A 20,953-nucleotide genomic window follows, 5' to 3' on the forward strand; every position below is an offset into this window, starting at 1 on the left:
GTCCGATGATGGACCACCCCGGACTTACACAGATGGAATGACACGCCCCCTGGAACAACACGCCAAAGACCAGGCCGCGGACAAGGCCCGGGCAAGGGCGCAAAACGCCGGCCATGATGACGACGCGGCCGCGCGGGCCGCCGAGCAGGCAGCACAGTGCGCGACCGTCAAGCCCAAGGCGCAGCGCAACTTCACCGACCCTGACGCCCAGATCATGAAGACCGCCGACGGCAGCTTCCACTACTGTTACAACGCGCAGGCCGTCGTCGATGAAGAACATCAGGTGATCGTTGCGACCGACTTCGCCGAATCCGGCGCCGACAACCCCGCATTCGGCGAGCTGCTCGCCCAGACCATCACCAACACCGCGACCACACCGCGTCAGACGCTCGCCGACGCCGGCTACTTCAGTGAGAACAACATCGACGCCGCCCACAAGGCGGGCACCGATCCGCTGATCGCGACCGGCCGGCTCGCCCACGGCGAGCAGGTTCCCGACGCGCCACGGGGACGGACACCGAAAAATGCGACACCAAAGGCGCGGATGGCCCGCAAACTTCGCACCAAGAAGGGCAAGGCCGCATATTCGCGGCGCAAGGTGATCGTCGAGCCGGTGTTCGGGCAGATGAAGACCACCCAGGGGGCGAGTCGACTCCTGCTCCGCGGCCACCATCACGCCCGCGCCGAATGGCGCCTGCTCGCCGCCTGCCACAACCTGCGAACCCTCCTACTACAACATTGCAGCGCAGGCTGCGGCCGGCTGAAAGGGTCGTGCGCAGCGAGTTACGGCCACCGATCCGCCATCCCGCGGAATGCGGCCCGCCCGATCACACCACCAGGCCAACAAAACGCCGCCCGATGCCCTCCGTCCAGGACAAATCCACCTGCCGACCCGACAAATCCGTTACCGACCCACGCACCTAGCCGGGGGCAGCAGGAATCAAGATCACTACAAGTCAAGTCCCCACGGAATCAGGGGAACCCCTTCACCCGAGCTGCACGGCGTATTGACGGCAGAGCACCTACGATTGGCCGCTGATCAGCCCGCACCCTACTTTCCCGTGCTGGTGACCGGTGCCGCCGCCTCGGCTCCACCGGCGGCAAGCTCACCCTGGTCCGCAGCACCCACTGTCTTTGACAGGCGAGCACCCAGCCGCTGAAATGCGTCCACCGAGAATGGCTGCATCATACGGCGGTTGACACCAGGGGCGATACGGAGCATGAAATAGCCCAGCCAGGCCTCGGTGCGCACCGGCACGACCGCCAAATCAAACCGTACCGCACGTACGACGGCACGAGCTACGAGGTCCGAGCTCATCGGCGAGACCCTAAACTTCTCGCTAAATTCCTGGAGCTTCTTCGTGAACTGCTTTCCTTGTTCGATCAGGTTCTGATCGACGCCGACTACGATCGCGCGATCAGCGATGTTGGTGTTGATCACACCCGGGCACACGGCGCTGACGCCGATGCCTCTCGGTCCGAGTTCGAGCCGCAAGCACTCGGTCAGCATCTTCACGCCCGCCTTGGACACCGAGTACGGCGCCATCACCGGCGTGGGTGTGAACGCCGCCGCTGACGCGATGTTGACGATGTGGCCACCGCCGCGCTCAACCATCTGGGCGCCGAACACACGACATCCGTGGACGACACCCATTAGGTTCACACCGAGTTGGCGGTCCCAATCCGAGGGACTCAGCTGCAAAAAGTGGCCGCCCACCAAGATACCTGCGTTGTTGACCAATACATCGGTGTAACCGTGATCGGCTAACACATCGCGACCGAACACCGCCCAGGCGTCGGGGTCGGTGACGTCCAACTGCGCCGCCGACGCGCCGAGGCCGTAACCGCGGATCATCGCGGTGGTCGCTTGTGCCGCATCCAGATCGATGTCGGAGACCACGACGTGGGCGCCGAGCTTAGCGAACCTGATCGCTGTCGCCCGGCCAATGCCGCTTCCAGCCCCGGTGACCACCACCAGGCGCGGTCGCAATCGGTTGAACTTCACAGGCTCTCCTTCGTCATGGCCGCGGCTGCGTCCAGAACCGCAACGCCCCTGCTGTATCGGTAGACATCAAGGTTGTAATAGCGGTTCTGCCAGTACATTTCGCCGTGCGTCGACGGCCGAAACGGTGAATCGCCCTGGTTATTAATGTAGTAGGTGTTCGAACCCGCACACGCCGGAGTGAACAGGAAGTTATTCTGTTGGCGCTTCAGGCATTTCCGAAAATACTCGTCGTGGGCTTCCTGACGAATCTCGCAGACCGTTGCACCGCGGCGCTTCGCTTCGGCTATGGCGCGGCTCAGGTGAGCCGATGTCGCTTCGATCATCCACAAGTACGAGCCGAGCACGAATCCGTAGGGCCCGGTGATTGAGAACATGTTCGGAAATCCGGGAACCGAAACACCCTGGTACGACTGGTATCTCTGCTCACTCCAGAACCGCCCGAGATCGACGCCGCCCCGCCCGATGACGGGGAAGGGAGGCACCGCGCCCGCCTCCCACAGCTTGAACCCGGTCGCGCAGATCAACACGTCGATCTCGTGCTCCACGCCGTCCGCCGTCCGTACCCCCTTCTTGGTAATGCACTCGATCGCATCGGTGACCAGGCTGACGTCGTCGCGGTTGAAGGTACGCAAGTAGTCGTTTGACATCGACGGGCGCTTGCAGCCTAACCCGTAGCGTGGGATCAGCTTCTCCCGAACGACCGGGTCATCGATCTGGCGGCGCATCCAGCGGCGGGTAGGAACCTCAAGCATCCGGCGGCTCGCGTTCGTCAGCCACTGTGGACCGACCCACATCCCGGCCATGCCGACCTCGGTTGCGACGGTTCCCACCAGGCGGATACCCGAACGGATTCGCTTACGCCCCAGAACCCACCGGATGGCGGACGTGACCTCCTTGTCAGGTTTTGGGAACACCCATATCGGTGTTCGTTGGAAGACTGTCAAATGTTCGACTTCGTCGACAATGGCCGGGACGACCTGCAGCGCCGTTGCGCCAGTGCCGATGACCGCGACGCGCTTGCCCGCCAGCGCCACGTCATGGTCCCAGAGTGCGGTGTGCATGAGCACACCCCCGAACTCGTCGAGACCCGGGATATCAGGCATCTTCGGGCGTTCGAGGCCACCGACCGCCATGACTACATTTCGGCCGGTAATCTCCTGATCGGCGTCGGTAGTCAATCGCCATAGGCTATTGCGCTCATCGAGCACCGCCGAGGTGATCGTAGTGTTCAGCCGCAACTTTTGAGCTAGGCCGTACTTGTCCACAAGGTCGCTGGCGTAATCGCGAAGCTCGTAACCCGGAGCGAAGATCCGCGACCAATCACCACGCTGCTCGTAGGAAAAGCTGTAGACAAACGAGGGAATATCCACCGCCACACCCGGATAAGTGTTCGCATGCCAGGTGCCGCCCACCTGATCCCACTTGTCGACAATCACGAAGTCGTGAATGCCTCTGCGTTGCAAGGAGATACCAGCACCGATACCGCCGAATCCAGCGCCGACGATCACGACTTCATGGTCTGGAGTGACACGCTCGACAGTCGGTAACTGCTCGATGTCGATCGTTGTACTCAACTTGAACTCATGGCCTTCCTGCTACTTGAGATGACCGACAAGGGCACCGTCGTCGCCGAACAGCTCCTGCCGCCACTGCTGCACCAGCGCGGTCGTGTCGATGTCGTCGGGATGGAAGCCCGGCTTTAGGTACATGCGCAGATCGGCCATCAGCCCCTGCACCAACGGGTCCCGGAACACCGCACGCGTTTGACGCGCCACTTTGATCGGGCGCCATCCCCGCGGATCGGCCAAAATAGACAACAGCACCCCGATCGACACCACCGGGATCGTCAGGATGTACAGCACCGCCATCACCCCGATCCGGAGCCACTCCGGCCCATCGACGGCCCGGTAGACGTCGAACGCCACCGACTTATGTTCCAGCTCTTCCACCGCGTGCCAGTTGAGCAGGTTTCGCACCTCGGGATCGCCAGGAATCTTTTGTATCTCTTCGCCCAGCATGCGCTCAGCCAGTGTCGCGGTGTAGTGCTCGGCCGCCGCCGTGACCGCCAGGGGTACCCGCGCTGGCAGCAGGTTCTCAATTCGCACGATCAACCGCTCCCGGCGGCTGTCATGCGGGAACATAAACAGCCGGACAATCGGGTAGCCCATCTCGATGAGCTTCTCGTTGAGCCGGCGGTGTTCCTGGCCGTGCACCGACTCCTGGCCAAATGAATCCGGCCACCCGCTTCATCAGTACCGGATCGGTCATCTGATCGGCAAAGCGCCGAACCGACCGGATAAACAACTCCTCACCTGGCGGAAACACGCCGGACAGCAACGCCACAAGGTGGCTGAACACGATATTGCCCTCAACGAAATGGTGGTCCATCGGCTCGGGATCGCCGAACCAAAACCGAATCCGCCGAGCCTTAGGATACGTACTCTCGGCTACTTTTTCGGCTGCTGTTCCGCTTTTCGCAGCCATTGCCTGACTAGCTACCATGGCAATCCCTTTTGTTGTGGATGTTCGCAATCACTTCAGGTAGCCGACGAGTTCTCCGTCGGTGCCGAAGAGTTCCTCTTGCCAGTGCTCCAACAACGCGTTCGTGTCGATGTCGTCAGGATGGAATCCCGGTCGCAGATATTTCGTAAGGTCTGGGATCAAACCCCGGAAGATGGGGCCACGGTACAGCCGATAGGCCTCCCGTATCACCCGTAGCGGCTGACGACGCCCATCCGGGTCGTGCGCCAGCGAGTAAACCAATGTGACGGCTATGAGGAGAAGCAGGGTCGGAATCATCACGGCCATCACACTCCTGCGCATCCGCTCCGTACCTCCCGCCACCGTGCGGAAGACATCGAATGCGACCGATTTGTGCTCAAGTTCCTCCACGGCATGCCAGTTCAGCACGTTCCACACCTGCAACTCGCCCGGAATCGCCTGGATTTCCTCTTCGCCCAGCGTGCGCTCAGCAAGTACGGCGGTGAAGTGTTCTGCAGCTGCTGTTACCGCCAGGGGTAGCCGCGCAGGCAGCCGCTCCTCCAGTCGCTTGACCCAGTCGTTAAACTTCTTCGAATCCCACCAAGCGATCGGGTAACCCATGTCGATGAGTTTCTCGTTCAGCAGGCGGTGTTGCTGTCCGTGGACCGATTCCTGGCCGATGAAGCCCGCCACCCGTTTCTTCAACGTGGGATCGGTGACCTCATCTGAGAATCGACGCACCGACCGAATAAACAACTCCTCCCCTGACGGGAACGCACCCGATAGGTTCGCCACGAAGTGGCTGAACACGATGTCGTCGTTGACGAAGTACTTGCCGTGTGTGCCGCCGTCGCCGCCAAACGGAAAGCTTATCCGTCGGGTCCTCGGATAACGGGATCCAGCGCTCGCTGCGGTCACCGACTTTGCCTCTTGCCTTGCGTGGTCACTCGCCATGAATGCTAGCCCCTTCCTTGAACGTGTGACGTGTAGTTCCAGGTACCAATAGTACTAGGTGTTGGAACCACGCTACTGCGGATCCACGAGGTCGGCAAGCATCCGGCAAGCATCACGAAAAGTGCCCGCGAAACGCCCTCGGTGCATCACGTAAGAATGCCCGCGAAACGGTGATCCCCGCCAGGCATGGAGAGTGGGCTGTCGATGTCGTCTCGTGCCGAGATCACCGCGAAGTTCGCCAAGGCGTATGTGAAGGCGTCGAAGGCGAATAAGGGGCAGATTCTGGATCAGGTGGTGGAGGTCACCGGCTGGTCGCGTGACAATGCTCGGCGCCGGTTGACGGCCGCGGCCCGGCCGCCGGGAGCGGGCCGGCAGGTCGCCAAACGACCTCGCCGGCAGCGCAAGCCGAAGTATTCCTATGACGCGCTGAAGGTGCTGGGCCACTGGAGCGAACGGCGACGTGCAGTGTCGGTTTGTCGTCGTCTGACTCGTCTGGGCGGGAGACTTGATCCCACATGGTGTCGATCATCGGTTGCAGGAAGAGCTGTCCCAGCTGTCGGACCATGATGTCGATGATCTGGGTGGATCCGCTTCGCTCCGCATTTGCGATACCGGCGTCGCGGGCTTTGATGAGCTCCGTTCGGGTCAGCTCTGTCAATCGCTGGAGCAGTTGGCCTTTAGACCCTGCGGGGTCCAGTAGCGCGCGGCGCAGATAGTTGACGACGGCTGGGTTCGATTCGAGCATCTCCTTCACAGCCACGTCACGCGCCGTGGCGACTTGTCTTGGTGTTCCATCAACGGGGACCTGCGCGATCGTCTGCGCGAAGTAGTCGACGACGAGTTGTTCAACGGCGCGGCGGATTCCGTCCTTGGTCTTGAAGTGGTGGACAACCAGCCCGACCGTGACGCCGGCTCTCGAGGCGATATTTCGCATCGACGTGCGGTCCTCCCCGAACTCCGCGAACAGGTCCATCGCGGCGTTGCGAATGCGCGCCTTCGCGGTCAGGTCGTCTGCGCCTGCGCGTGGATCGGCGAACGGTCCCATGCGTCTCCTTCGTTCCGGGCAAGTGTACAGTGAACATCACTTCTTGTACAGATAGGAAGCTTCCTGTACAGTCGTACGGTATCAATTGAAGGACCACATGGTGCAGGGCAGTCTGAACGGCGTTCGCATCGTGTCGCTTGCGGTGAACATCCCGGGCCCGCTCGCGGCGGCACGGCTGGCGCGCTTCGGCGCGTCGGTAACAAAGGTGGAGCCCCCTACCGGAGATCCCTTGGCCGCGGTCGCGCCCGGCTGGTACGCAGAGCTCGCCAGCAAGCAGACGGTCTTGGTTCTGGACCTCAAGGACGCCGGCGACCGCGCCAAGCTGGACGTCGAGCTGACTTCCGCCGATGTGTTGCTCACCGCCATGCGCCCTTCGGCGCTACGCAGGCTCGGGCTCGACGACGCGCATGTCAGGTATCCGGGGCTCTGTCACGTCGAAATCGTGGGCTACGACGGTGACCTCGAGGAGCGTCCTGGCCACGACCTGACCTATCAGGCCACGCACGGCACCCTGCAGCCCCCGTTGATGCCGGCGGTTCCGGTCGTGGACCTCCTGGGTGCCGAACGTGCCGTGTCCGGGGCCCTGTTGGCGCTGCTTGATAGGCCGAATTCCGGTGCCGGCCAACACGTCCGGATCGTACTGGCGGACGCCGCAGCCGACGCCGGCGCAGCCGTGCGGTACGGCGTCGCAGGGCCCGGCGACCCGCTCGGTGGCGCGACTCCGACCTACGGGATCTACGCCAGTGCCGACGGCTATATCGCCCTGGGCGCAATCGAACCGCATTTCCAGAAGCGGACCCTCGAGGTCCTGGGCGCAGCAGATACCCACGAGGATCTCGCACGAGTCTTTGCCGGACAAAGCACGCGCCACTGGGAAGAAGTCGCCGAGACGGTTGACATCCCCATCGTTGGAATTCGTACACCGGAACAAGGAGTGGAACATTGAACGCGCGCGAAGCAGTGATTGTCGGGGCGGTGCGCACGCCGGTGGGTAAACGAGGTGGCGCTTTGAGCCGGTGGCATCCGGCCGACTTGCTCGGTCACACCTTGCGAAACCTGGTGGAGCGCAGTGCGATCGATGCCAAAGACATCGATGACGTCATCGTCGGCTGTGCGATGCAGCATGAGCACCAGTCCGGAAATATCGGGCGGCACGCGGTGCTGGCTGCGGGTCTACCCGAATCGGTGCCGGCGGTCACCATTGATCGCCAATGCGGGTCCGGTCAGCAGGCGGTCAACTTCGCTGCATTCGGCGTCACCGCGGGCATCTACGAGCTGGCGATTGGGTGCGGTGTGGAGTCGATGTCGCAGGTGCCGATGCCTGCGTCGTTCATGCCGGGCGCGCCGCTCGGTCCGCAGTACTCGCCCGTGGAGTTGGCCCGCTACGACGACAACTTGGTGGCGCAAGGGGCGGCGTCGGAGTTGCTGAACTCCAAGTTCGGTATTTCTCGCGAGGAACTCGACGAATTCAGTATCCGAAGCCATGAGCGAGCATTCGCCGCGACCCGGGCGAAAAAGTTTCGCGCGCAGTTGGTGCCGATCACCGTCGATCCGCTGGATCCGTCGGCGGCGCCCGTCAGTGCCGACGAAGGAATCCGTGAGCAGTTGGATCCGGCGAAGATCGCGTCGCTGGAGCCTGTTTTCGCGGCCGACGGCCGCACAACCGCGGCCAATTCTTCCCAGATCAGCGACGGGGCAGCGGCGTTGCTGATCGCCGAGCGTGGCTACGCAGAACGCAGCGGGCTGGTTTCGCGGGCGCGGTTCCTGGCGATGACGGTCGCCGCGGCGGACCCGGTACTGCAGTTCACCGCGGTACTGGACGCCACCCACAGGGCGCTCGAGCGCGCCAACCTGAGTGTCAGCGACATCGACTTGTTCGAGGTCAACGAGGCCTTCGCCGGGGTGCCGCTGATGGTGCAACGCGAGTTCGGCATTCCCGATGACAAGCTCAACGTCAACGGAGGCTCGGTCGCAATCGGGCATCCGCTCGGGTCGACCGGGGCCCGCATGCTCACCGATCTGCTGTGCGAACTCGAGCGCACCGGACAGCGCTACGGCCTGCAGACCATCTGCGAGGCCGGCGGAACCGCCAACACCACCATCATCGAACGAATCTAAGGCACAGACATGGTCAGGGAAATCGTGAAGGGCGTGCCGTCGACGCACGGCGACCACTACCAGCTCAACACCACCAACCTGATCAGACATGCGGCGCGCACCTATCCCGAGCAAGAGGTCGTCTACCGCACCACGGAGGGCGACTGGCAGCGGTACACCTACGCAGACTTGTACGTTCGGGTCAAGCGGGCGGCGAACGCGCTCAGAGGAATAGGGATCGGCCCGGCCGACACAGTCGGAGTGCTCGACTGGAACAGCAAGCGGCACTTTGAGCTCAGCTGGGCCATTCCCGGCATCGCCGCGGTGATGCTGCAGATGAATCTGCGGCTGGCCACCGAAGACCTGAGCTACGTCACTGACCACGCCGAGGCGCAATGGATCCTGGTCGACGAGACACTCCTTCCGGTCGCCGAGGCGTTGGCTCCACACGTGCCGAAGGTCAAGGGCTGGATCGTAATGTCGGATAAGCCGCTCACCGAGATCGACACCACGCTGGAAAACGTCTTTCACCTCGAGGACCTGATGGCCGAGTCCGACACCGAGATCGACTGGCGGGTCATCGACGAAACCTCTGCTTACAGCGCGTGTTACACATCGGGAACGACGGGTCGGCCGAAGGGCGTCTACTACTCGCATCGTGGCAGCTACCTACACGCGATGGCGATGGCAGCAGCGATCAATCTCCGTCGCGAGGACACCGCGATGCTCATCACCCCGATGTTTCACGGCCAGTCGTGGGGGCTTCCGCACACCGCGATGTGGACCGCGGCGAAGGTGATCCTACCCGGCCGCTACCTGGCCGAGAACACGCAAATGCTCGTCGACGTGATGATCGCGGAGAATGTGACCGTCGCGAACGGCGCACCGGCGATTTTCCAGCCGATGCTGGACTACATCAAGACCCTTGCTGTGAAGCCAGATTTCAGCAGGACGAGACTGCTGTCCGGTGCGACCGAGCCGGCGAAGTCGCTGATGCGCGATTTCCACGAGCTCACCGGCGCCGATTTTGTGCAGGGCTACGGTGCGACCGAGACGACGCCGCTGATCACGATGAACATGGGCATCAAACCGTCCCTGCAGGGCACGATCACCGACGACGAGAAATGGGATTTCAAGCGTTTTCAAGGGCTGCCCGCTTCCGGTATCGACATCCGGATCGTCGACGACAACGGCAATGACCTGCCGCACGACGGTAAGAGTGTCGGCGAGGTACTGATGCGTGGGCCCTGGGTCATCGAGCGATACCACCAGCTCGACGACGACGACAACGCCGACCGCTTCCTCGACGGTTACTGGCGCAGCGGCGATGTCGGCACAATCTACCCGAACGGGTATCTCAAGCTCACCGACCGCCTCAAGGACGTAGTCAAGAGCGGCGGTGAATGGATTTCCTCTATCGATATGGAGAACGCCATCGTCGGACATCCGCTGGTGAAGGAGGCCGCGGTTGTGGGGATCAGCCATCCGAAGTGGCAGGAACGTCCGCTGGCCATCGTCGTGCCCGTCGAAGGTGGCGTGCTGACCCGCGATGACATCGTCGGTTGTCTGCAGGGGCAGTTCGCCAAGTGGCAGATGCCCGACGCGGTTCTCTTCGTCGAGGCGTTGCCGCGCACCAGTGTCGGCAAATTGGACAAGAAGATCCTGCGGGCCGAACACGCCGACGTTTACCGGGATGCGGTCACGTGAACAAACAAATTTTGCGATCGACTCGCGACGGTGCGGTGGCCCTGCTGGAGATCAATCGCCCGAAGTCGAAGAACAGCCTCAACGACGAGCTGTTGGGCGCGATGGGGGCCGAGCTGGCGGCGTTGCGGTCCGACACGGCCGTGTTGGCCGTGGTCATCGCGGGCGCCCACGGCATGTTCTGCGCCGGCGCCGACATCACGGCGTTCGACGAGATCCGGGCCCGGCCACTGGTCACCGGAGAGTCCAATGAGAGCTTCTGGTCGATACTGGCTGCGTTTCCGAAGCCGGTCATCGCCGCGGTCGAGACATACGCACTCGGGGGCGGCTGTGAGCTGGCGTTGGCCTGCGACATTGTCATCGCCGGCGAGTCGGGCCAATTCGGACTTCCCGAGGTGAAGATCGGCGCAATCCCTGGCGCTGGCGGAACTCAACGCCTCATTCGGGCGATCGGCAAATCCAAGGCTATGGCAATGCTTTTGACGGGCGATTCCATCAAGGCCCAGGAGGCGTGCGATGCAGGGTTGGTAGCCGAAGTCGTCGCCGACGGCGAGGCCGTGCCACGGGCGCTGGCGATGGCGCAACGGATCGCGACGAACTCCCCGCTAGCGGTGGCGCTGGCCAAGGATGCCGCTGTGCACGCGTTTCAGACATCACTGACGCAGGGACTCGAACACGAGAAACGGAATTTCTACGTGGCGGTGCATTCCGCCGACAGTCACGAGGGCCAGGCGGCATTCCTCGCCAAGCGCGCGCCCCAGTTCACCGGAAAGTAGGTAAAGCATGCCCGGACTCTTATTCCCGGACTACGTCGTTCCGTGGGAGACCGAGGATCAAAAACTCCTGCGCAAGCACGCCGCCGAGTTCTTCCGCAAGGAAGCGACTCCCAACCAAGCCAGGTGGGCGAAACAGCAGAAGGTGGACCGAGAATTTTGGAACAAAGCCGGCGCTGCCGGGCTTTTGGGCCTCGACCTGCCCGAGCAATACGGCGGTGGTGGCGGCAGTTTCGGTCACGAGGCGGTGGTGATGCAGGAGCGCGCCTACGCGCACGACACCGCGTTCGGTTTCTCCGTGCATTCGACGCTGGCTTCCCACTACATCGCCGAGTATGCCTCCGAGGAGCAGAAGAAGCGCTGGATCCCGAAGATGGTCAGCGGGGAGATGGTGATCGCCGTCGCGATGACCGAACCGGGCACCGGGTCAGACCTGCAGTCGATTCGCACCACCGCGGTTCGCGACGGCGACGAGTACGTCATCAACGGCTCGAAGACCTTCATCTCCAACGGTTCCCACTGCGACCTGGTGGTGATCGTGGCCAAAACTGAGTCCGGACTGTCGCTGATGGTGGCCGAAACCGAAGGGCTGGCGGGTTTCCAGCGCGGCCGGGTTCTGGAGAAGGTCGGCCAGCACGGCCAGGACACCCGGGAGCTTGCGTTCACCGACATGCGGGTGCCGGCCGCAAACCTGCTCGGCGGCGTTGAGGGCAAGGGCTTCGCCCAGTTGATGGAGCAACTTCCGCGCGAGCGGTTGACCATCGGGGTCGAGGCGATCGCGATGGCGGAGGCGGCGGTAGTAGAGACGATCCGTTATGTCAAGGAGCGCACCGCGTTCGGCAAGCCCCTCCTCGCCTTCCAGAACACCAAGTTCGTGCTGGCCGAATGCAAGGCGGAGGTGCTGGCCGGCAAGGCGCTGATCGACTACTGCACCGGCCGGTACCTCGACGGAAAACTCGATGCCGCAACCGCATCGATAGCCAAGATGTGGGGATCTGACAAACAAGTAGAGGTCACTGACAAGTGCCTGCAGCTTTTCGGTGGATACGGCTACATGATGGAATACCCGATCGCGCAGATGTATGCGGCGGCTCGGGTGCAGAAGATCTACGGCGGCACCAACGAGATCATGAAGGTGCTGATCGCGCGAAGCCTGTAGACAGACACACAAAAGGAGCAGCCGAATGGACATCGCAGCTAGCAGCGCGGTCGTCACCGGTGGCGCGTCCGGGCTCGGTTTGGCGACGGTGGAGACGCTGGCGCGGTCCGGAGCGCGGGTGGTCGCCGTCGACCTGCCCAATGCAAACACGGACGCGCTAAGCCTCCTCGGCGACACCGTCCGGTTCGCGCCCGCCGACGTCACCGACGAGGATGCAGTGACCAGGGCCATCGAGATCGCCAACGCGGACAAGACATTGCGTATCATCGTCAACTGCGCCGGCGTCAGCGATGGCACCAAGACCGTCAGCAAGAAGGGCCCTTTCCCGCTCGACGCGTTCGAGAAAGTAATCAAGATCAACCTGATCGGGACCTTCAACGTCGTGCGCCTGGGCGCATACGCAATGTCGCAGAACGACCCCGTCGGCGGCGAGCGTGGCGTGATCGTCAACACTTCCTCCGGCGCGGCCTTCGACGGCCAGATCGGGCAGGCGGCCTACTCCGCTTCCAAGGGAGGTGTGATGGCGGCGACGCTGCCGATCGCGCGTGATCTGTCGTCGTACTTGATCCGGGTCAACACGATCGCTCCGGGGCTGTTCGAAACCCCGCTTCTCAACTCACTTCCAGAGGCTGCGCTAACCGCTCTCAAGGCGCTGACGTTGCACCCAAACCGACTCGGTGATCCTGCCGAGTACGCACACCTGGTCGTAGCCATCGTTGAGAATCCGATGCTCAACGGCGAGACGATCCGTCTCGATGGCGCAGTACGGATGCCTCCGAGGTGATGTCCGGCCGTCAGAGTTGCTGATTGGATCCCACAACTCCAGGAGAGAATCAACGTGCAGGACAGTGTCCGCGTCGTCGTCGACCATGTGAACGAACACGGAAAATCGCGGCTGAGCGAGCGGCGGGTGGTGGCATCGGTGGGCCAGGCACTGCGTTGCAAGATGCGCAACGAGCGTGAACGCAGTTTCGTCTTCGTCACTCCGAGTCGGAGTCGGAGAGAGAGAGGCTTAGTCACGTTAGCCAACAGTCGACGAGTTCCTGAGCCCACGGGTATCGCCCGTTAGCCCTTTCAACGCCTGGAACAGCCGTTGTTGGCGTGTCCCTCCATCAAAACTCTCTGATGAACCGGCATCATTCTTGCTGACTGAATAGTTGATCAGATGATGTTTCTTCACTTTAGGTGAAGTCGAGGAGGCGTGGGTTGGCTCTGGCTGTGGTCCGCGATCTGCGGGAACATCGAGTACCGGCGAGCGAGGAGGAGCTTGCCGACTTCGAGACCGATGTGTTGGCCGGGTTCGTGCTGGCACGGGCGTCGGCCGGATTGGTCGACAGCACGATCCGCAACGACATCAACCACCTCGAGCTGATCCACGACTGGTTCGGCCGGCCGCTGTGGGAGATGCGGCCCGCCGATGTCGACGTCTATTTCGGCAAGGTGCTGCGCGACGCCAACCCCTCGACTCGCACCGGGCGGGCGGCGGCACTGACCGTGTACTTCCAGTTCTTGGAGCTTCGGCACAAGATCGACCTGCACAACATGACAGGTCGGGTCGTCGAGTGCCCGCTGGACGAGATCAACCGGCCGCGAGCCTCGGTCGATCCGCAGCTGCGTATCCCTCCGACCGCCGACGAGGTGGAGCAGCTGTTCGCCGGGTGGCGCCAGGAACTGGCTGGATTCAATCGGTCGTTGCAACACCTCGATTCCTCGGAGGTGTGTGGTGGCGTATGGGAAGCGGCAGTTGGAGGTTCGTGCGTATCGGGGGCAGATGCCCTCCCCGGGGCGGCCGTCGGTGGCCTGGCGGCAGGACAGGGTCCGGTTCTGGGCGGGGATCGCTGCCGGAGCGATGACCGAGGACGCCGCTACCGAAGCGGGCGTGTCTTCGCCGGTCGGGTTCCGCTGGTTCCGCCATGCTGGCGGCGTGAATCCACGCTTGCCAGAAACTGTTTCGGGCTGCTACCTATCCTCGAATGAGCGCGAAGACATCGCTTTATGGCGTGCCCATGGTGCCGGAGTGCGCGAGATAGCCAGGAGGCTGCGCAGGGCGCCGTCGACCATCTCGCGTGAGCTGCGCCGTAACGCCTCGACGCGCACGTATCGGCTCGACTACAAGGCCTCGGTCGCGCAGTGGCATGCCGAAAGGCGGGCGAGGCGCCCGAAGACGGCCAAGCTGGTCGGCAACGACCGGCTGCGCCAGTACGTCCAGGACAAGCTCTCCGGTGTCGTTCGTGGCGCTTACGGGCAGATCATGGCTGGTCCGGCCGCGACGCCGTGGAAGGGACGCAACAAGCCGCACCGAGGGGATCGGGCCTGGGTGACAGCATGGAGTCCTGAGCAGATCGCCCATCGGATCAAGCTTGACTTCCCTGATGATGAATCCATGCGGATCAGCCACGAGGCCATCTACCAAGCGCTCTACGTGCAAAGCCGCGGTGCGCTCAAGCGGGACTTAATCACCTGCCTGCGCCGGGGTCGGGCATTGCGGGTGCCGCGGGCACGGTCTCGGCAGAAAGCGTGGGCGCACGTCACGCCGGAGACGTTGATCAGCGCTCGGCCGCCGGAGGTCGCTGATCGCGCGGTCCCGGGACACTGGGAGGGAGATCTGCTGATCGGGTTGCAGCGCAGCGCGATCGGCACGCTGGTCGAGCGCAGCAGTCGGTTCACGATGTTGATCCATCTTCCGCGGGAGGCCGGATACGGGCTGATTCCGCGGACCAAGAACGGGCCGGCTCTGGCCGGCTACGGCGCCCTCACGATGGCCAACGCCCTAGCGCAGACGATCACCTCGCTGCCCGAGGAACTGCGCCGGTCGCTGACCTGGGACCGGGGAAAGGAACTGTCGGCGCATGCCCAGTTCTCGATCGCCTCCGGGGTCAAGGTGTACTTCGCCGACCCGAAGAGTCCGTGGCAGCGTGGCACGAATGAGAACACCAATGGCCTGTTGCGCCAATGCTTTCCGAAGGGCACCGACCTATCCCGGTGGAACGCCGACGACATCGCGGCGATCGCTCACACCCTCAACACCCGACCACGCAAGACCCTCGGATGGCGCACCCCGGCCGAAGCGTTCAACGAACACCTACACTCACTTCAGCAAGCCGGTGTTGCAACGACCGATTGAATCCAGCCTGGTCACCTGCCGCAAGTTCGCCCCGGCCGCCCGCAACTACGCGGTCGCCCGGCTGGCGGCCGACGTGGGACTGCGCATCAACGAGGCGCGGATGCTCGACCTCGACGATGTGCGGTGGGAGCTGGGGCGGTTCGGCAAGCTGAACGTCCGTCACGGCAAGGGATCACGCCGCAAAGGCCCCAAACCGCGACTGGTGCCGCTGATCAACGGCGCCGACCGCAGCCTGAGATGGTTCATCGAAGACGTGCTTGGACTGTTCGATATCGACCCGAATAGCCATGCCGCGCCACTGTTTCCGTCCGAACGCAAGAACATCGACGGGACGTGCATGCGCGCGACAGCTGACGTCTATCGCCGATCGTTGGCGGAGGCGGCGGACCGGCATCTGCCTGCGTGGTCGGGGAAGCTGACCCCGCATGTGCTGCGGCACTTCTGCGCGTCCCAGCTTTACCTCGGCGGAATGAACCTGTTCGCCATCCAGGAATTATGTGGTCACGCCTGGACGGCCACGACGGCTCGATATATCCACGTCCACGCCACCCACGTCGAAGATGCCTGGGTCACAGCACAACGTAACAACACGAAGTAACTGCACCTACGAACTTAAGGATTGGCTCAATGAAGTGGAATCTACGCCTGACCGCGGCCAACCGCGGCATTTGGAAGGCCAGCGAACTCCAACGGATGCTGGCCGAGCGCGGCCTGGTGATCAGCGCCGGCAAGATGTCGGGCTTGTGGTCGGGCAACCCCAACGCCATCAAGCTCCACGATCTCGATGTATTCTGCGCCGTGCTCGACTGCGCCATCGACGAACTGCTGATCCCCGAGCCCGAAACCGTGGCCGCACCCACGCCGAAGGGTAGCGAGGAGGCCGCCGCTGCGGCCGGTGAGGCACGTCCCGTCACCCCGCGCGCTCGGACGGGAAGGTCGCTGCCGCCGCGATGAATTGCCTGCAATGCGGAGCCGAACTGCCAGCCAACGGTCGCCGCGACCAAAAATCCTGCGGCAGAAGCTGTTCAAAAAAAGCGCACTACTATCGCGGAAAGGCGGGACTGCCTGCTCGCCCGCCCCGGCGGCATCCAGCCTTGGAATCCGACGACCCCGTGCTCGTGGCCGCTGCGGTATACGCCCGGGAACGCGCTGCCGCCCACGATTGGTGCGGTGAGACCACAAACCGATGCCTCGACGCCCTGGTCACCCTTCTGGCCGGTCGGCCCCCCGGTGATCGCGTGCCGCTCAAAGAGGTTCGAACACGGCCGCATCGGCTCGCGTCCCGTCGCAGGCTTGTCGAAATCCTCTCCCACTTCGACCTGCTGACAGACGACACCGAACCTCCGATCCGTGCCTGGATCGACCGCGTCACCGCGGAACTTCCGCCAGGGTTCGCCGAGCCGTCGCACCACTGGCTCCTTACCCTGTTGGTCGGCGGCGCACGTGCTCGCCCACGATCGCCCAGGACCCTCTACAGCTACTTCGGCGCGGTCAGGCCCCTTCTCGCGCACTGGTCCACCTCCTACGACCATCTCAGGGAGGTCACCAGGGCCGACGTCGACGCGACGCTGCGGCCGTTTCAGGGAAACCAGTGCCACAATCTGATCAAGGCGCTGCGGTCGCTGTTCCGGCACGCCAAGAAGAATGGTCTGGTCTTCAGCAACCCAACAGCGGGTTTGAAGAGCCAACCAGTAGACCAAGACCTCGTGCCCATCACCGATGATGAGGTGCGCTCGATCGAACAGCTCGCGAGCGAACCGCGTGCACGCCTAGTTGTGGCATTGAGCGTCGAACATGCCTGCCGCACAAGCGTTATACGCAAACTGGTGCTCGACGACATTGACCTGCCGAACCGGCGGATCACCCTTGCTGGACAACCAACGGCTCGGCGAGCTCACCCACAGAGCGCTGATCACATGGCTCGACCACCGCCGGGACAGATGGCCCCACACTCCGAACCGGCACGTTCTACTCACGACGAAAACTGCATTGCGCACAACGCCGGTGAGTCAAACATCGGTGAAACAATCGTTGAGCGACAATGGGTTCACGATCGAACGCATCCGTGCCGACCGAATCCTTCACGAAGCGCTGACCGCAGGCCCCGACCTGCTGCATCTGTCTCTCTCGTTTTCGGCATCTCCCACAACACCGCGCGGCGCTACACCACCGCGAGGGAGTATCCGAAATTCGGTGTAAGTGGCCCGACACGCCGGGTGTGAGCCTGGCGGGGAAGGTCCACGATGACCGAAACGATGAGGGCTGTGACAGCAACAGCCGATGTCCACGATGATGAAGTGATGGTCAGCTCTCCGACACCGGAGGAGCTGGCGACGGCCCGCGAGCTGGTGCGGGCGGCCCAGGCCCGCGGGGTGTCGTTCGCCGATACCGCTGACGGGGTGCTTAAGGCGCTGACCAAGACGGTGGTCGAGACCGCGCTGGAAGAGGAGCTCGCCGATCACCTCGGCTATGACAAGCACGATCCGGCCGGGCGGGGGGCGCCGAATTCACGCAACGGCACCCGCACCAAAACCGTGTTGACCGACACGGTCGGACCGGTCGAGATCGCCGTGCCCCGCGACCGCGGCGGCAGCTTCGAGCCCCAGATCGTCAAGAAAGCATCAACACCGGTTGACCCGGGTCGATGAGATCGTGTTGTCGTTGTATGCCAAGGGATTGACCACCGGGGAGATCGCCGCCCACTTCGACGAGCTCTACGACGCCAAGATCTCCCCGGACACCATCAGCAGGATCACCGACAAGGTCCTGGCCGACATGGCGGAGTGGACCGCGCGGCCGCTCCGTCTACGCCGCAATCTTCATCGACGCGCTGAGCGTGAAAGTGCGCGACGGTCAGGTCGCCAACCGACCGTTCTACGCCGCGATCGGGGTCGATCTGGCCGGGCACAAGGACGTGCTCGGACTGTGGGCCGGCGACGGCGCCGGGGAATCAGCCAAGTTCTGGTTCGCCGTATTGACCGACCTGCGCAACAGAGGCGTCACCGACACGTTCTTCTTGATCTGCGACGGACTTAAGGGGCTGCCCGACGTTGTCGGTGAGGTGTGGCCGGCCACCATCGTGCAGGCCTGCACCGTGCATCTGATCCGCAACAGCTTCCGCTACGTACCGCGCCAGCACTGGGACGCCCTGCGCCGCGATCTCAAACCGATCTACACCGCCCCGACAGCGGCGGCCGCAGAAGCGGCGCTCGAGGCGCTCGCCGACCGCTGGGGCAGCCGATATCCGGCCCTGATCCGACTGTGGCAGTCGTGTTGGAATGAGTTCATCCCGTTCCTGGATTACGACACCGAGATTCGGCGGGTTCTGTGTAGCACCAACGCAATTGTTATCTGGAGTCCTCCGGGCGGTGTCCTTGATGTCCGACACGAGGCGTTCAGATCCCAGGTTCTGCGTGGTGGACGTGATTATCTGCAGTCGTCCAGGAGGCAAGAACCTGCGGAGGGACGATGCAGATTGCGGTCAAGTCCAGGGACGTGGTGTACGACGTCGTCGTGTGATTCTTCGACTTGGTGGTTTAGGCGGTCAGTGCCGCCGGGGTGTCCTCCTGTTCTGTTGATGGCGTGTGGTCGGCGCGGGATTTGCTGAGGACGTCGAGGCCGAGGTAGCGGCGGGATTCGGCCCATTCGTCGTGTTGTTCGGCCAGCACCGCGCCGACGAGGCGGATTAGGGCGTTGCGGTCGGGGAAGATTCCGACGACGTCGGTGCGCCGGCGGATTTCCTTGTTGAGTCGTTCTTGTGGGTTGTTGGACCAGATCTGCCGCCAAATTTGTTTGGGGAAGGCGGTGAAGGCGAGCAGGTCGGCGCGGGCGTCTTCGAGGTGGTCGGCGACCTTGGGGAGCTTGTCGGCCAGTGCGTCGATGATGCGGTCATATTGGGCTGCAACGGAACCGGCGTCAGGTTGATCGAAGACCGAATGCAGTAGTGTGCGTACCCACGGCCACGATGATTTCGGAGTGATGGCCATCAGGTTGGTGGCGTAGTGGGTGCGACACCGTTGCCACGATGCCCCAGGCAGGGTGGCGCCGATCGCGGCCACCAGACCGGCGTGGGCGTCGGAAGTGACCAGACGGACCCCTGATAGGCCGCGGGCGGTCAGCGACCGCAGGAAGGTCAGCCAGCCGGCCCCGTCCTCGGCGGTGGTGACGTCGATGCCCAGGATTTCGCGGTAGCCCTCGGCGTTGACCCCGGTGGCGATCAGCGCGTGCACGTTGACCACCCGGCCTGCTTCGCGAACCTTGAGCACCAGGGCGTCAGCAGCCATGAACGTGTACGGGCCTGCATCCAGTGGCCGGGTCCGGAACGCCTCGACCGCGGCGTCGAGCTCTTTGGCCATCACGCTGACCTGGGACTTCGACAAGCTGGTGATGCCCAGAGTCTCGACGAGTTTGTCCATCCGCCGCGTCGAAACGCCCAGCAGGTAGCAGGTAGCCACCACCGTGGTCAGGGCCCGCTCGGCGCGTTTGCGCCGTTCCAGCAGCCAGTCCGGGAAGTACGAACCTTGCCTTAGCTTGGGAATCGCCAGATCCAATGTGCCTGCGCGGGTGTCAAACTCGCGGTGCCGATACCCGTTGCGGGAATTGGTGCGCTCGCTGCTGCGCTGGCCGTAGCCGGCACCGCACACCGCGTCGGCTTCGGCGCCCATCAGGGCGTGAATGAAGGCGGCCAACAACTCGCGCAGCACATCAGGGTGCGTGGTGGTGAGTCGTTCGGCCAGCACGGCAGACAGGTCGATATCGTGGGCAATGGTCATCGCGTTGATTCCTTTGCTCGAGTGACTTTGGTCGGTCCCTCGAAGAATCACGCGATGACCTTCATTCATCCGGCTACGACACGCCGGTCATCACCGGCTCGTACACCACTCTGCTGGACGCAACTCAGATTGCACGAGTTATCTCGCCGGTCTCGTTGCGTGAGTCGTGGACCGTTCTCGGCGACGACGATGCTCCGGTAGCGCCGGTCGACCGGTATCTGGCGTATCTGACCGACATCGAGCGATCACCGAACACGGTCAAGGCATACGCGCACGATCTCAAGGACTGGTTCGGTTTTCTCGCCGAGCGTGGTCTGGACTGGCGGGGCGTTCGGCTCGACGATCTCGGTGAGTTCGTGGCCTGGCTGCGGCTTCCGCTGCAGGCCCGGCATGGGCAGGTCGCGGTGTTGCCGTCGGTGCCGCATCATTGCACGGAATCGACTGTAAACCGCAAACTTTCGGCCGTCGGGGCGTTTTACACCCACGCTGCACGAGATGGGGTGGATGTCGGTGAGCTGCTGACCTCGTGGCAGGTCGGCGGCGCGCGCGGCGGTTGGAAGCCGTTCCTGCACCACATCAGCAAGGGCACGCCGAGGTCGAGGCGGGTGATCGCGTTGAAGACGCCGAAGAAGCTGCCGCGGGTGCTGTCGCCGGACGAGGTGCAGGCGATCCTGGACGGCTGCGGCCGGTTGCGGGACCGATTGCTCTTCGCCGTGCTCTACGACACCGGGATGTTCTCCAGGGCTCGGCCCCCGTGCGCCAGCGTGATTCTCTGAGTTTGTGCAGCTCAGAAGCTGATGTCGGAGATGCTATCCACCGCAACAGGTGTGGTGCAAGCA

General features: G+C 63.2%; 15 protein-coding genes and 6 pseudogenes. 15 read left to right on the top strand and 6 right to left on the bottom strand.

All coding sequences use genetic code 11. From position 1 onward, the window contains the following. The first annotated feature begins 37 nt into the window (after positions 1–37). On the top strand, positions 38–1,039 hold the full coding sequence (locus tag AB8998_RS04715; RefSeq protein WP_369736900.1) for a transposase: 1,002 nt from the start codon (positions 38–40) through the stop codon (positions 1,037–1,039). Positions 1,040–1,051: 12 nt separating this feature from the next. Here AB8998_RS04715 and AB8998_RS04720 read toward each other — a convergent pair whose 3' ends face one another. From AB8998_RS04720 to AB8998_RS04740, 5 genes and pseudogenes are all read right to left on the bottom strand, one after another. Beyond that, complete coding sequence (locus AB8998_RS04720) at positions 1,052–2,005, bottom strand: SDR family NAD(P)-dependent oxidoreductase (protein ID WP_007168413.1); 954 nt, start codon at positions 2,003–2,005, stop codon at positions 1,052–1,054. After that, positions 2,002–3,579 (bottom strand): flavin-containing monooxygenase, encoded by a 1,578-nt coding sequence (locus tag AB8998_RS04725; RefSeq protein WP_007168414.1) that lies wholly within the window; start codon positions 3,577–3,579, stop codon positions 2,002–2,004. Before AB8998_RS04725 ends, AB8998_RS04720 begins: the two co-directional genes overlap by 4 nt. Before the next feature lie 21 nt (positions 3,580–3,600). Then, a pseudogene (locus AB8998_RS04730) lies at positions 3,601–4,489 on the bottom strand (metal-dependent hydrolase). A gap of 48 nt (positions 4,490–4,537) precedes the next feature. Then, positions 4,538–5,440, bottom strand: coding sequence for a metal-dependent hydrolase (locus tag AB8998_RS04735; RefSeq protein WP_170826078.1), 903 nt, complete (start codon positions 5,438–5,440; stop codon positions 4,538–4,540). 445 nt (positions 5,441–5,885) lie between these two features. Further along, positions 5,886–6,485 (bottom strand): annotated as a pseudogene (locus AB8998_RS04740) (TetR/AcrR family transcriptional regulator); the annotation flags it as partial. A gap of 97 nt (positions 6,486–6,582) precedes the next feature. On the opposite strand from AB8998_RS04740, the gene AB8998_RS04745 reads away from it, so the two are divergent. The 13 genes and pseudogenes from AB8998_RS04745 to AB8998_RS04805 all read left to right on the top strand — a co-directional run bounded on the left by AB8998_RS04745 (position 6,583) and on the right by AB8998_RS04805 (position 18,949). Beyond that, positions 6,583–7,431 (top strand): CoA transferase, encoded by an 849-nt coding sequence (locus AB8998_RS04745; protein ID WP_065517438.1) that lies wholly within the window; start codon positions 6,583–6,585, stop codon positions 7,429–7,431. Beyond that, a complete protein-coding gene (locus tag AB8998_RS04750) occupies positions 7,428–8,603 on the top strand; it encodes a thiolase family protein (RefSeq protein WP_019732177.1) in 1,176 nt (391 codons plus the stop codon). The genes AB8998_RS04745 and AB8998_RS04750 overlap by 4 nt, the downstream gene beginning before the upstream one ends. Positions 8,604–8,612: 9 nt before the next feature. Continuing rightward, positions 8,613–10,289, top strand: a complete 1,677-nt coding sequence (locus tag AB8998_RS04755; RefSeq protein WP_007168424.1) for a long-chain-fatty-acid--CoA ligase — start codon at positions 8,613–8,615, stop codon at positions 10,287–10,289. After that, positions 10,286–11,062, top strand: a complete 777-nt coding sequence (locus AB8998_RS04760) for an enoyl-CoA hydratase/isomerase family protein (RefSeq protein WP_007168425.1) — start codon at positions 10,286–10,288, stop codon at positions 11,060–11,062. The genes AB8998_RS04755 and AB8998_RS04760 overlap by 4 nt, the downstream gene beginning before the upstream one ends. Before the next feature lie 7 nt (positions 11,063–11,069). Then, positions 11,070–12,218, top strand: a complete 1,149-nt coding sequence (locus tag AB8998_RS04765; RefSeq protein ID WP_007168426.1) for an acyl-CoA dehydrogenase family protein — start codon at positions 11,070–11,072, stop codon at positions 12,216–12,218. Between the two features lie 25 nt (positions 12,219–12,243). Continuing rightward, a complete protein-coding gene (locus tag AB8998_RS04770) occupies positions 12,244–13,002 on the top strand; it encodes an SDR family NAD(P)-dependent oxidoreductase (protein WP_007168427.1) in 759 nt (252 codons plus the stop codon). 422 nt (positions 13,003–13,424) lie between these two features. Continuing rightward, positions 13,425–13,892 (top strand): annotated as a pseudogene (locus AB8998_RS04775) (site-specific integrase); the annotation flags it as partial. Positions 13,893–13,989: 97 nt separating this feature from the next. Continuing rightward, the gene (locus tag AB8998_RS04780; protein ID WP_046184758.1) at positions 13,990–15,342 is read left to right on the top strand and encodes an IS30 family transposase; all 1,353 of its coding nucleotides are present in this window, start codon (positions 13,990–13,992) and stop codon (positions 15,340–15,342) included. A 7-nt stretch (positions 15,343–15,349) separates the two neighbouring features. Continuing rightward, positions 15,350–15,940, top strand: a pseudogene (locus AB8998_RS04785) (tyrosine-type recombinase/integrase); the annotation flags it as partial. Positions 15,941–15,969: 29 nt separating this feature from the next. Further along, positions 15,970–16,296 carry a helix-turn-helix domain-containing protein gene (locus AB8998_RS04790; protein ID WP_007168431.1) on the top strand — a complete coding sequence of 109 codons (327 nt, stop codon included), beginning with the start codon at positions 15,970–15,972 and terminating at the stop codon, positions 16,294–16,296. A 140-nt stretch (positions 16,297–16,436) separates the two neighbouring features. Further along, positions 16,437–17,564 (top strand): integrase, encoded by a 1,128-nt coding sequence (locus AB8998_RS04795; protein WP_224112882.1) that lies wholly within the window; start codon positions 16,437–16,439, stop codon positions 17,562–17,564. Positions 17,565–17,597: 33 nt separating this feature from the next. Beyond that, complete coding sequence (locus AB8998_RS04800) at positions 17,598–17,990, top strand: transposase (RefSeq protein WP_369736901.1); 393 nt, start codon at positions 17,598–17,600, stop codon at positions 17,988–17,990. A gap of 4 nt (positions 17,991–17,994) precedes the next feature. Further along, positions 17,995–18,949: pseudogene (locus AB8998_RS04805) on the top strand (IS256 family transposase). Here the strand turns inward: AB8998_RS04805 and AB8998_RS04810 are convergent. Further along, positions 18,879–20,114 (bottom strand): IS256 family transposase, encoded by a 1,236-nt coding sequence (locus tag AB8998_RS04810; protein ID WP_042909891.1) that lies wholly within the window; start codon positions 20,112–20,114, stop codon positions 18,879–18,881. The pseudogene AB8998_RS04805 and the gene AB8998_RS04810 sit on opposite strands and share 71 nt — an antisense overlap. Positions 20,115–20,269: 155 nt before the next feature. Between AB8998_RS04810 and AB8998_RS04815 the strand changes: the two are divergent. Then, positions 20,270–20,848, top strand: a pseudogene (locus tag AB8998_RS04815) (tyrosine-type recombinase/integrase); the annotation flags it as partial. Positions 20,849–20,953: the final 105 nt, after the last annotated feature.

This window comes from Mycobacterium sp. HUMS_12744610, assembly GCF_041206865.1.
Lineage (GTDB): Bacteria > Actinomycetota > Actinomycetes > Mycobacteriales > Mycobacteriaceae > Mycobacterium > Mycobacterium servetii.